Below are 12,950 nucleotides of genomic sequence, written 5' to 3' on the forward strand. Positions count from 1 at the left end.
TCACACAAGGCAGATGAATTGGAAGGTGTGGAGATGAAGACTGTAAGGCGCTTCACCGTTCGCTTAGATCAGGAGCAGGCTGAGCTTATGGAGGTGTTACAGGAGCGGACAGAGCTGAGTGCGGCTGAGGTGGTTCGCCTGGCATTAACCGTGTTAGACGGGCGCCTACCGCCACGCGCTATTGCACCGAGTATGAGTGCTCAGGACCGTGCGGTGTTGGCAGCACACACGGGACAGCTACAGCGCGCGGGGAACCTGTTCAACCAGGCTGTGAAGTCGGCGCATATCGCCGGCTGGGATAGCGACTGTGTAGAGCAGGTCATGGCTGGCGCGCGGGCAGTTGAGGAGGCGTTGGCACATGGTCGCGGTGAGTAAGGTTCAGCGCACCCGAGACGTTGCGGCTGCTGCGATTTATGTGGTTTACGAGACTCGCAAGAACAAACGCGAGGGTCTCGTTCGTGCCGATGCTGTCAGCTTCAACGCTCGTGGGGTTAGCGACGTTGACGCCTTCGTCGCGCAGGTTCGTGGCGATGTAGGGCGTTTTTCTCGTCGCCAGAACGAGGCGCTTGTTGTCACCCAGGCATTTGAACCTGGAACGCTCGATAGGAATAACGAGCTGCATGTCCAGTGGGCACATTCGATGGGTGTGGAGCTGGCGGAGAAATTGGCTCCTGGCAGTGATGTTTTGGTTGCCACCCATACAGATGGCAAGAACGGGAACTGTCATAACCACATCGTGATTGCCAACCACGACTATGTGACGGGACGAACGCCAAAGACAGTGAAAAACGCCTGGCGTCTCAAGGCCGTCAACGATGAAGTTCTGACCTCGAATGGCTTTACTCCACTTGGTCAGGATGAGATCACGTACAGCCAAGCTGAGCGCCTGGCTGAGGCGGAGGGTCGCAGTGTCGACGCGGACGGGTTGGAACTACATGAACTAGATGGCGTCACCTGGCGAAGCGGCCTTCGACTACGCATAGACCAGCTCGTAGAAGACGAGGCTGTCGTGGCTGCGTCGCCGGATCAGCGTTTGAAGGTCATGAGGAAACGCGCCAAAGAGTACGACCTGAATGTGCGCGTCCGCACCATTAGGAAGGGGCCAGATGCAGGTAAACCAGCCGCCACTTTTGCTCTGATTGATGAGAGTGGCGAACGCTTGAAGATCAAGACTGCCAAGAGCACATGTAAAGCCAGCGCGGCCGGAAGTGATCTTGGAGCCGATTATAAGCTCGACCGACTCATCGATCGGATCGAGTTGGCACAGCAACTACAGCGGCAGCTACAGCAGCAGCAGGTACGGATTAAACAGCTTGGACTATTCGAAGATGGAGAAGAGGAAAATAATGGCAAAACGCACACCGAGTGGCTTGGAGATCGACGCGAAGATCGCGGAGCAGGTGAGTCCGATCATGGAACTCATCGAGCAGTCGAAGAGTCACACAGCGAACCACCAGAAGCAGCTGGACTTACTGCAACAAGGGCAGCGGTTGGTGGAACAGTCAGTAGAGAAGAATTCCACGGAGCTCAAGGAGGCACAGAAGGAGTTAGAGCAGCTGCCGCCCTTAGACAAGAAGCTGAAGAAGCTAGCCGCAACCTCGGTTGGGGACACGGAGTTCAAACAAGCGATGAAGGACTTGCATCTGGCGATAGGCCTGACGATGCATATGCTTCAGAAGCTACCCGGAAGCCTGAAACAGATGGACACTCAGCTGACGGGGATGGCGGCACTGCTAAAAGCCGTCCTGGAGGTAAGCCGCGCGCCTATACAGCTGAGCAACGACGCCAGCGCGCAATTGTCCAACAGCATCAAGAAGCAACTAGTGGAGTCGATAACAAAGGAGATAGGCAGCCAGGCGACTAAGGCACGCGGCGAGCTGGTGAAGGAGGTGAGCGAAAACATCCAGCTGCCCATCAACCATGCAGTGCGAGACATGAATCAGACGCTGGAGTCGATGAAACTGGAAACTGAGAAGCAGGAGAACATACGAAAACAGAACCAGGCTTTGCTTGAACGTAACGAGGAGTTGGCCAAGCGCGGTGCCCAGTTCACTGTGAGCGCCCTCGCCTGGGTCGCAGTCATCGCCGTCGGTTTTATAGCAACGGGATTCCTCGGCTACGGCCTAATGGAAGCCCTCGGCCTCACGGTGAGCTTGCCCGCGATGTGGGAGCGCGTCTGGGGAGCACAGACGTGGTACGGAGGGCTTGGTTGGTTCGCTGCGACCGTTGGGCTGACCGGCTCGCTCATCGCACTTGTAGGATGGGCAGCGTATCGCCTGGTCAAGCCGGTAAGTGATCTACTGAAGCACAGCGACTAGCGATTGCTGGGTTAGACAGGCTTCACCTGACAGTGCGGTTGGGTGGAGCCCCGAGCCCCGCTGACTGATCCCCGATCTCAAAAAGTAACCCCGCTACCGGCAAACATGCTGGTAGCGGGGTCTTTTCAGCTGTCGCGGAAAATGAACACGCCGTGCTGTCCACAGTATGGCTCGACCAGCTGGGTGCTGTAGTCGTACTTGAGGTCACGAGCGAACGCCTCGTAGTCGAAGTAGCGCTGTGCCAGGTCGTCCCAGCTGCTCATGTCGATGGTGTCCTCGATGAGCGCGTATGCGAAGTCGTTGAAGCTGTCCCAGTGGCCGCAGAAACGCTCCAGGAAGTCGCTGACGACGGGTAGGCCGTAGGCGTCCTGTGTGTAGCTGCCTGAGGCCACCCAGGCGCACAGCGCAGACCACAGGTGCTCGGCATCCAGCTCGGCGTAGCACTCGCCCCAGCGGGTGGCTTCGAGAAGGTCGAACTCGCAGATGCTCGGTACGTTGTCGGTGTCGAAGCACCACAACTCCTCGCAGGATGTGGTGGCCGGGTAGCCACCGTCGTCGTGGATGCGGCCAACGTCGAAGGCGCTGGGGTCGTCGGCAATGTCCGCGCACTCGTACCACGCGCCGACCAGTCGGCCGCTGTTGTAGCAATGCAGACAGCCGACCCACACTCGTGGTCGCGTGGATGTGGTAGCAGTGGATGCAAACAGGGTTGGTACAGCCATGATGGGCGAGACCTTTCTCCTCGGGGCAATTCGTCGGCTCCCCCGGAGGCGGCTGTGCCGCATCACTGACAGAATGATGTCGTCTTAAGCGAGTTCTAAAGCGAAAATCGCATTTTTCAGAGAGAAAAGGAAATAGCCGCTACCAGCGTTTCTGCTGGTAGCGGCTATAAAATTGGTAGCGGAGGCAGGATTCGAACCTACGACCTCTGGGTTAGACAGGCTCCACCTGACAGCGCGGTTGGGTGGAGCTTACTGTTTTCATCTGTTGGGCGGCGCGGGTAGCGCTAGGTTTCCGCTTGAGAGGGATGTTTCGATATTTGCGCGGTTTTCTGTGAGTTGGCTGTGGGTCGTAAGCGGTGTGACGGAAGGGGGTAAGGGGTGCTAGAAGGGGTGCCAGAAGGGGTCGTATTTACCCTCTGAACTGCGACGGAAGGGGGTAAGGGTGTATTTATGATCTAAGCGCGGTAAAAAAATAAAAGTTGCGGCCACGGCCCCCTCCCCATACGTTTTTTCGTCACGTTCCTGGATTTTGCCCCCCCCACACCCCTTACCCCCTTCCGTCGCAGGTCAGGTCATGTTTTTGACGAAGGGGGAGCCCCCCCCCCTTACCCCCTCCCCCTGCGCCACAGGTCAAGGTAAGTTTTGCGGTAGGGGTTAGAGGTGGCGCGGGGCGCACCTACCGCCACTCAATGACAACACTGTCGGGATTGAACCCCTTTTTGCCTCGCGGTTGAGGCAGAAGCTTCACCGTCACTAAGGCATCGATGACCCGCCGCTGAACAGCGAGCGAGGCGTTGAGGAACGCCTCGGACGGATCATCCGCGCCGAGAACGGGAGCAAGTTCAGCAGCTTGGCCACTGAGGCGGCGTTCAGCCTCCAGTTGGGCAATGCGATCCTCGGCAGCGTCACGGATACGTTTGAGGTCACGCCCCTCGATAATCTCCTCGTCGTAATCGTGCTGAGCTCTCAAGATGCGTGCGCGCTGTTCAGAGATGGCTGCGGCGACGCCTGAAGTCGCTGTATTTTGGTCCGTCAACGATTCTTTGCGCAAGGCATCGGGCCGCCTGAGGCGCTCAGCAATGAGGCCGATAACGAAGGAGTCAATCTGAGCACCGCTTCGCATGAGGCTCGGAACGACGACTGTCCCATCGTCATCACGTTCAACGTGCTGTGCACAACGGTATCCGCGCGGTGCGCCGGTTACTTTTGCGCCGCAGATACCACAGCGATAGAGCCCTGAGCCAAGATGTTTGCGCTTCGTCGATCCTGAAGTATTAGTTATGCGCTCGGTGTCGTCGAGTATGCTCTGTGCACGCCACCAGGTCTCGTCGTCGACGATGGCATCCCACTGCCCTCGGATGGGTTCCCCGGCATCATCACGGAGAATCTGTGCCCGCCACGTGCGGCGACGTCCGCCGTCAGGCTGGGCCTTCTTGGGGGTGTAGGTCGACATCTGGGCGTAGCGAGGGTTACGCAGGATGCCGAGCACGGTCGAGGGACTCCACTCGCCGTTAGGCTTGGTCGGCCGTGGGTCCTTGCCCTCGGCCAGCCGTCGATTGGCACGCTCGACAGAGACAACGTAGGAATGCTTGGGGCGGGGTTTTAGGCCGTCGATAAGCTCGGTTCCACTGAGGCCACGCGCAAGTGAGCGGAGCGACTCGCGGCGGTCGGTGCCCGTAAACAAGCGGTAGATGGCGCGGACGGCTTCGGCCTCGTCTGGGATGACATCTCCGTTTACGGTGTAGCCGAAGGGGCGCATACCCTTCGGTGCTCGTCCCTGCTTGGCGCGCTGGAGCTGCGCTGCCGACTGGCGGGCACCCTTGCGCTCCATCTCGCCACGGGCGATTGCGGCCTTGATGCGGGCATATACGCGCCCACCGTCGGTAGAGAGGTCGGCATCGCCATTGGCGGTGACGAGAGCTAGTCCGCGAAAAACAGATGCGTCGATCCAGTCTTCGAGCTGGCGAGGTTGGCGAGTGAGTCGGTCTAGGTCGTAGCAGATGATAGCGTCGAACGCTCCGGCCTTGTAGTCAGCAACCATCTGGTCGTAAGCCGGTCGTACTTTGGTACGATCCGTGGCGCTCTTCGACTGATCGACGTACGTCTCGACGACTTCCCACTGGCGATACGCAGCGAGTGTCTCGCACTGCTCTCGCTGGCGTTCGATAGCTAGACCATCCATCTCGCGGTCGAGGGAGATGCGCAGGTAAATAGCCGCCTTGCGGGGCGTCGTGGAGGACATATTCATGCATCCAAGTCTACCACTTAGACGTTAGTCCTGTACGGAACTCGAAGCGACTCGTAGTCCGTCAGGCCCAGCGAGGCAGTGAGTCCCCGGGCAGGCAAACGGAGTATATTTCGCGAGAGTGAGGGTGAGACACCCCGGTGAACTGAACGCATTCCCGACGGGCAGACCACCGTCGAGACTTTCATCTTGATGTCACCGAGGGCGAGGACTCTCGGAACCCCGAAGAACAAACTTCGGGAGTTCATGGTGTCCACGACGGCTCCTCTTGACCGTCCTGTACGCGCCCCGCTGACTCACACCGCCAAGATCGGCACCTACGCCTTCGTCGAGCTGTTGCAGTGCAACGCCCTCATCGCTTCTTCTTCGCCTTCCTGTCGTTTCTAGCGTTGTATTCCACGACCGCAGCGTCGACGTCTAACCCGTCGTCTAAGGCCTTCCGTGCGCGTTCCAGGGCCAGATTACTCAGTCCCTGCCATGTGATGTTCCCTTTTGGTGTTGTCTTGGACCTGTAGCACGCCGGATCTGATTTGAGATCGAGGTGGTGAACCACGGCATATCCCTGGCTCTGCGTCAGTCCGAGCTTCTCCCCTAGTTTGCTCAACTTGAGCGAGTACCGATCGAAGGTGTCGACCTCACGGTATGCGGCAGCTTCTTCGCCCTCACGCGCCGGCCGAACAGGCACCTTACCTCTCTTCGGGTCGACCCTGAGGCTGATCTCCTGGACCTGATCCGAAGGGCGTGTTGAACCGACGAGCCGCAAGCTGACCACGCCAGGGAACGCCGACGTCCAGTCAGAGCCCTCCTTCAGTCCCCGCAAGGTGCGATTGATCTCCTCCTCTGTCAGCGGTTCCGTCTCTCCGCGGGCTGCACGGTCGAGGGACATGAGGGGCAACAGGCGCGCTCTGGCCTCGGCACTGCGCCGTTTGCCGGGCCCCAGGAGCTCCGCGATCTGCTCGGCTTCCTTACCGACTACGAGGCCGACGTCAGTGGGTGGGGTTGCCGATACCGGAAGCACGCGCCCAGGCATCACGTCGGTGAGGTCCTGACCAGTGAGGCCGAGGAGCACTTTGCGGAAGATCGTCACTGCTGACCGCAGGTGCAGCCACAGCACATCCTCGCTCATCACGATGACATCGTGGGTCGCGGTGTCCCGATCATCTTTGAGAGCGTGAAGCACGACTCTGTCGCCATCGTCAATGACGCCCAAGGAGGTCTCTGCGACGGTGACGCATTTGCCAAGGTCGAAAGAACGATCACTACCGGAGAACTTGACCTTCTTGCGCTGTTCATAGATCGCGGCCTTCAACAGCATCTCGAAAGCGTGAGCAGCCATCATGACCGTCGCGTGCTCGCGCCCTATCGGACTCGGCCGGTTGAACAGCTCGATAGCAAGTGTCAGCGACTCGACGGCTGTCTCGACGTACTGCTTCGTCTTTCGCGCGACCATCCCAGCATTACCAATCAGTCTGCCAGGACCTGTTTGATCAGCGCCGCGATGTCATCACGCTGCACCTGATCGCGGAACGTCACCTCGATGTCCTCCGAGCTCATCGACTCGAAGAACCGTCGTGCTGCCGTCATCCTGAGCTTCTCGCTCTCTCGCAGGTCGGAGCGCTTCTTGACGTCCTTGGTCTCAATGATGAAGTTGAGCGAGAGCCTGCCATCGTCGCGCTTCAGCACGTACATGAAGTCCGGGCTCGTCGTGCCGCCGAAGTACAGGGGCACCTTGATCGACCGCCGCGGTATCTTCCCGAAGACGACGACCTCGTCCAGCTTGGAGTCACGGATCGTGTCGGACTCCTTCGGGGAGTCGTACACGAACGCGTCGTACAGGAACTTGTCCGGCACGATGGCCTTGTCGTCGCGGAAGACTCCGATGTTGCCCTGCGTGATGCTCTCGAGCGGGGCGCCGTCGGCATCGGTGAGCTCGGTGCCGAGCACGAGCCCCTCGATCTTGGAGTACGTGAACCGTTCGAGGTAGTTGCTCTCCATCCACTCCGTGAACCCGGCAACGAACTCGTGCAGGGTCGCCTTGTTGAAAAAATCTGCTGGGAGGCTCTTCTTTGCGTGGAGTCGGACGAGCCCCGCGTGGATACGATCGATCGGTAGTCCCGTTTGAGCGCGGACACGCTTCAACCAATCGCCGTACGGCATCGTCTCGGTCACTTCGAAGCGGACTTTCGTCTCCGTTCGGACTTCCAGGGACGAGTTCTCCTCGTCCCTCACTACGACGTCCTGCGCGAAACGGCCGAACTCCTTCCGATAGATATCGGCGCCCAACACCTCGTCGATGCACTCATCGATCTCGTCCGGCGAGAGCTCTTCGAGACGGAGATAGTACTTTGCGTTCAACGTCTCCCAGAGGTCCTTGAGCTCGGAGTACCGCTTGGGGCGGATGCCAACCTTGACCTTCTGATTGTCCTTCACGACCTTGTCAGGCTTCAGACCGTTCTTGTTGAACGCCGGATAGGCGGCGAACAGGTCTTCCTCGCGCCCCGCCACGACGTTCTTGTCCGAATCGACGAGCCCCTGCTGCAACAGCTCGATGAAGAGGTCCGTCTCCGACTTCCCAAGCACCTCAGCGACCTTCGGAAGCAGCTCCTTCACCTTGGCAGGGCCAACGGCGACGTCAGAGTTGATCTCATCGACGAGGGACTCGGCGAACTTCTGCTCCGTGTAGTCGATGAGGTATGTGAGATAGAACTGTTCGCCAGCGAGACGGGTGCCCTTCGTATCCACGGGCAAGCGGAGGCCACGGCCCACCTCCTGCAGCTTCGAGATTTCCGATCCTGATGACCGGAGCTTGACGATCTGGAACACGTTCGGGTTGTCCCAGCCCTCACGAAGCGTCCACTTCGAGAAGAGGAATCGGCGAGTGTTCGACGCACCGCTCGCCGTCTCGAAGGACAGCATCGCTTCCTTGTTGCGGAGGATGTCGTTGACCTCGCGCTGGATGGCCTCATCGGAGGTCGAGTTGTCGGCCGAGAAGTATCCGCCGTTCGTCGCCTCGACGTCAGCGAGCGACGCACGCAGGTAGGCGACGTACTCCTTCGCGACGGGCGAGGAGTCGCCCTCGCGCTTCTCGATCTCCGCGGTGAGCCGTGCGGTGAGGAGCTCCTCGAAGCGCTGCCTGAGGTGGCCCTTCGAACCGTCGCTGCCGCGATAGGACTCGATAGAGTCGATGAAGAACAGCGTGAGCGTCTTGACCCTGGACGAGCGGCGAAAGTTTTCCCACTCGGTCTCGAAGTGGTTGTCGAGTGCCTGCCGCATCATCAGGCTCTGATAGGTGTCCGAGTAAACCCGGGCCGAGAGGATGTCGCCCGTCCCCAGAACCTGACCGTTGGACAGAGTGAGGCCGGATTTGATCGTCGGGTTGTCGGTCTTACCGATCCCCTCGATTGTAATACCCGTGAATGCGCCGTCCGCGATGCCGAGTGACTCCCCTATATCGAAGGTGAGCGACTTCCCCGTGCCGATGTTCTGGAACGTGGCCTGCTTCGGCTTGCGCGCTGAGAGACTCGTGAGCTTGAGGCGCGTTGTATCGCTGCTGCTGTCCCGCGGGTACTGGACCTGGACACCCTTGACCAACTGCTCGTTAAACGCCTCGACGGCGCCGAGGTTGAAGACCAGGTTGTTGTAGTCGGTCTTCCCCGTCTTGCCGAGCTCCGGGAAGGTCGCACCGAAGCGGAAGACCGCCAAGGGCTGGATCTCGTCGATGAGCGTCTGATACGCCTTGTTGTCGCGGCGGAAGCGGTGCGGCTCGTCCATGATGACGATGGGGCGAGTCTCACGAATCGCCTCATAGGGGACGCTGGCTGTGCCGAGCACCGTCTGGTCGTAGTCGAACGCCATCGTTTTCCTCGACTGCAGCATGCCGTCGGTCATGAGCAAGGCGGAGATGCGGCCAGGCGACAGTCGGGAGCCCTGTGCGAAGTTGACGACGGAGTTCGGCATCATCTTTCGCCCCTTCGACCGTTTCTGCGGGTCGAGGACGTCGAGGCGCAGCTCTACCTGCGGGCCGTACGAATCGGCGAAGTACTTGCGTGCGTAGTCTGACCGGATGAACGCCTTCGTACCCTCCTTGATTGGTGTCGAGGGCACGAGAAGGATGAACTTCGTGAAGCCGTAGAGCCGGTTCAACTCGTACATGAGCTGCGTGTAGGCCAGTGTCTTGCCGGTGCCGGTCTCCATCTTGGCGTCAACGCCGAGAACGCCGTCGTCGACATGGCTCCGCCAGGGACGAGGGATCGCAGCGATCCCGTCCACGACGCCCGACTGGATCGCATTGATGTTCTCGCGAATCTGCGGATCAGCGGGATCGAACACGATGTTCGCCTCGGGCGGTGTGCTGGCGTCGAGCTGCACGTCCTTGAAGATGCGAGTCAGCGCATTCAGTGCACGCTGCTGGTGCTCCAGTGTTTGAAGTCGGATCTGCATCAGTACCGCTCAATCACGGAGACTGACTGGCCCGAACGGAGCGACTTAAGGTTCTGCTTCAACTCGTGCATGACCGAGAACGGCACAGAGTACCCGAAGACGACGAGACGCTTCAGATCGAGCTCGCCAGCTTCGAGCTTGGCCACGAGTGCCATTACGCCATCGCTATCAAGTCCAGGCTTGATGACGTAGCCGGAGTCCTCACAGACCTGCAGCTTGTAGTCATCGAGCTCCACGTCACTCACCTCAGGCGTCAGACCGAAACCGTCCTGAACGAGCCAAGTAGAAAGCGCGACCTGATCTCCCGGCGCCCCACTTGAAGCGAACTTGGACACGAAATCACCAGCAAGCATTACGCCGTCCTCATTTGGATCGAAGGACTGAAGCTGATCGAGCGTCCGCGCGCTCGGCCTCTCCACCCGGAAGAGCCGAAAGCCATCGTCGATCGCAGCGTTAGTCTGCTGCCGAACCTGTTGCGCCGACGCCTGAATCCGCGTCCGGCCCAGTTGGTCGATGGTGCTGAATCCAGCCGACGCTGCCTTGCTGCCGGGCCTTACCTTCTCCGGCCACTGGACGGCGATGTAACGACGCGTGCCCGTATCCTCGGCGTTCAACTCCATCACCGCGTGGGCGGTCGTCGCCGATCCTGAGAAGAAGTCGAGAACGAGCGCGTCATTGGGTGCAAACGACACCAAGTACTTGATCAGCGGGACGGGCTTCGGGTACGGAAAGGGACACCCCATCTCGGCGAGCGCATTTCCTGCCGTCTCGACAGTTCCGAGATTCATGAGCACGGTCAGGATGTGCTGTTGGTCCGCGCGCCGAATCTTGACGTTGTCGATGGCGCCAGTGGTCGTGAGTTCGAAGGTCGTGTCCTGCCCCTTGGAGTCGACGACCGAGGCGTACTCGCCAGCAATGAAGCTCCGCAGCAAGGCACCGTTGGCCCAGCCGGTCCGCGCGACCACGCGGTTCATGAGCTTCCCTCCCTCGACAACCAAGTCCACGTCGTAGTTCGGGAACTTGTCCGTCCTCGCGGGGATTATCCCAGCCTCGAAGCCTGCGGGGAAACCAGGTTCTAGGACGATCTCGGAGACAGGATTCTTGGGCCCATTCTTGACGACCGAGTTGCGAATCTCGGCGTTGAACAGCTTGCTTTCGTCGGGGAGGTTCAGGTCCTTGACCCCGGCGATAATCATGTCCGATGCCCGCTTCGCGTACATGTGCACGTACTCGTGGTTAATCTTGACCGTCGCCTGATTGTCCAGGTTCCCATCGGTCCTCCACGCAAAGGTCGCGACGAAGTTCTGTTCGCCGAACACCTCGTCGCACAGCGCCTTGAGGTTCGCCTGCTCGTTGTCGTCAATACTGACAAAGATGACGCCGTCGTCGGCGAGGAGTTCCTTCGCAAGTTGGAGCCGCGGATACATGAAGGTAAGCCACGCCGAGTGCGACGACTTGCCTTGAAGGGCCATCACTCTCTCGGCCTCGTCCTCGCCAAGACCCACCTTTCCGACCAGGTCCTTCACCGTGAAGCCGAAGTCGTCGACGTAGACGAACCCATCGGAACCCGTATTGTACGGCGGATCGATGTAGATGCAGTTGACCTGGCCCGCGTAGGACCCCGACAGATGCTTGAGCGCATCGAGATTGTCCCCGACAATGTACAGGTTCTCCGACTCAGCGTTCGCCGCCTCCGAATTGTGCTTGAGGTCAGGGACCATGACCGTCTCGGTCCGCGTCGAGGTCAGGTACTTGGCGTACGACTTCCCGAGGAACTTCAGCTCGTAGCCTTCGCGCGTCATCGACACGTCGGCATCGCTCAACGCGTCCTGCAGGCGGTCGAGCATGAAGTCGCCGTCCTTGTCGAAGTACTCGGGCAACGCTGTCCGGAGCCGCGCCAGCTCGAAGTCGTTCGGCCTCGTCGTCTCATTGGCCTCATGGGACTCCCTGATCACTTCTTACCTCCAGACGTAAGTCCTGTGCGGAACTCGACCACGTCGCCGTCGGCCATGACGTAGTCCTTGCCCTCCTGGCGGACCTTGCCGCGGGCCTTGGCTTCCGCCATGGAGCCGGCTTCGTCGAGGTCGGTGAAGGCGACGATCTCGGCCTTGATGAAGCCGCGTTCGAAGTCGGAGTGGATCACACCGGCGGCCTGGGGGGCGGTGTCGCCCTTGTGGATCGTCCAGGCGCGGGATTCCTTGGGGCCTGCGGTGAGGTAGGTCTGCAGGCCGAGGGTGTCGAAGCCGGCGCGGGCGAGGGAGTGCAGGCCCGGCTCGTGCTGGCCGACGGATTCAAGAAGCTCGGCGGCTTCCTCCTCGTCGAGCTCGAGGAGCTCGGTCTCGGTCTTGGCGTCGAGGAACACGCAGTCGGCGGGTGCGACGAGGTCGCGGAGTTCCTGCTTGCGGTCATCGTCGGTGAGGACGGTCTCGTCGGCGTTGAAGACGTAGAGGAACGGCTTCGCGGTCAACAGGTGGAGTTCGCGCAGCGTTCCGAGGTCGATCTCGTCCTTGGCCTTGAACAGGGTGCGGTCGTCCTCGAGGATCGTCTGCGCCTTCTTGACAGCCTCGACCTCGGCGGCCTTGGACTTGTCCTTGCGGGCCTCCTTCTCCAGGCGCGGTATGGCCTTCTCTATGGTCTCCAGGTCCGCGAGGATGAGTTCGGACTCGATGACCGCCATGTCGCTGACGGGGTCGACGCGTCCGTCGACGTGGATGACGTCATCGTCGCTGAATACGCGGACGACCTGGCAGATGGCGTCGGATTCGCGGATGTTGGCCAGGAACTTGTTGCCCATGCCCTCACCCTGGGACGCACCCTTGACGATGCCCGCGATGTCGACGAAGGACACGGTCGCGGGCAGGATGCGCTCGGATCCGAAGATCTCCGCGAGACGCTTCAGGCGCGCGTCCGGCAGTTCGACCAGCCCGACGTTGGGCTCGATGGTGGCGAACGGGTAGTTCGCCGCCAGCACATCGTTGCGGGTCAGTGCGTTGAACAGGGTTGACTTGCCGACGTTGGGCAGTCCGACGATTCCAAGAGTAAGGCTCACAGTCGCACATCCTATCAATCCCCGTCCTCCGGGCCGGACACCGGCGGAACGACCGCCGCGCACACTGGTGGCGATGTGTCGCGATGCGCTCCCCAGGGAACCACCCACGTTCCCACCCGCCGGGCATCTTGTTCCATGCAGTGAAATGAGCTGCTAGAGTCATGCGAGGTTAAGAA

Annotated in this window: 8 protein-coding genes and 1 pseudogene; 2 read left to right on the plus strand and 7 right to left on the minus strand. The window is 60.2% G+C overall.

What is annotated here, in order from left to right; genetic code table 11:
- Positions 1-358 precede the first annotated feature (358 nt).
- Positions 359-778: pseudogene (locus JDV75_RS12285) on the plus strand (relaxase/mobilization nuclease domain-containing protein); the annotation flags it as partial.
- A gap of 195 nt (positions 779-973) precedes the next feature.
- On the opposite strand, the gene JDV75_RS11860 reads toward JDV75_RS12285, so the two are convergent.
- Entirely contained in the window at positions 974-1,270 is a 297-nt protein-coding gene (locus JDV75_RS11860) for a hypothetical protein (RefSeq protein WP_232958054.1), read from the minus strand.
- Positions 1,271-1,328: 58 nt separating this feature from the next.
- On the opposite strand from JDV75_RS11860, the gene JDV75_RS11865 reads away from it, so the two are divergent.
- Positions 1,329-2,318 (plus strand): hypothetical protein, encoded by a 990-nt coding sequence (locus tag JDV75_RS11865; protein ID WP_232958055.1) that lies wholly within the window; start codon positions 1,329-1,331, stop codon positions 2,316-2,318.
- Positions 2,319-2,443: 125 nt separating this feature from the next.
- On the opposite strand, the gene JDV75_RS01470 is transcribed toward JDV75_RS11865, so the two are convergent.
- From JDV75_RS01470 to ychF, 6 genes are all read right to left on the minus strand, one after another.
- Positions 2,444-2,986, minus strand: a complete 543-nt coding sequence (locus JDV75_RS01470; RefSeq protein ID WP_336244266.1) for an antirestriction protein ArdA — start codon at positions 2,984-2,986, stop codon at positions 2,444-2,446.
- Between the two features lie 730 nt (positions 2,987-3,716).
- Positions 3,717-5,288 (minus strand): recombinase family protein, encoded by a 1,572-nt coding sequence (locus JDV75_RS01475; protein ID WP_198737478.1) that lies wholly within the window; start codon positions 5,286-5,288, stop codon positions 3,717-3,719.
- A gap of 349 nt (positions 5,289-5,637) precedes the next feature.
- Entirely contained in the window at positions 5,638-6,735 is a 1,098-nt protein-coding gene (locus JDV75_RS01480; RefSeq protein ID WP_198737479.1) for a DUF3644 domain-containing protein, read from the minus strand.
- A gap of 14 nt (positions 6,736-6,749) precedes the next feature.
- Positions 6,750-9,725, minus strand: coding sequence for a type III restriction-modification system endonuclease (locus JDV75_RS01485; RefSeq protein WP_198737480.1), 2,976 nt, complete (start codon positions 9,723-9,725; stop codon positions 6,750-6,752).
- Positions 9,725-11,680, minus strand: a complete 1,956-nt coding sequence (locus JDV75_RS01490; protein ID WP_198737481.1) for a DNA methyltransferase — start codon at positions 11,678-11,680, stop codon at positions 9,725-9,727. Before JDV75_RS01490 ends, JDV75_RS01485 begins: the two co-directional genes overlap by 1 nt.
- A complete protein-coding gene (gene ychF, locus JDV75_RS01495; RefSeq protein WP_198737482.1) occupies positions 11,677-12,774 on the minus strand; it encodes a redox-regulated ATPase YchF in 1,098 nt (365 codons plus the stop codon). The genes JDV75_RS01490 and ychF overlap by 4 nt, the downstream gene beginning before the upstream one ends.
- Positions 12,775-12,950: the final 176 nt, after the last annotated feature.

The organism is Corynebacterium meridianum (assembly GCF_016342265.1).
GTDB lineage: Bacteria > Actinomycetota > Actinomycetes > Mycobacteriales > Mycobacteriaceae > Corynebacterium > Corynebacterium meridianum.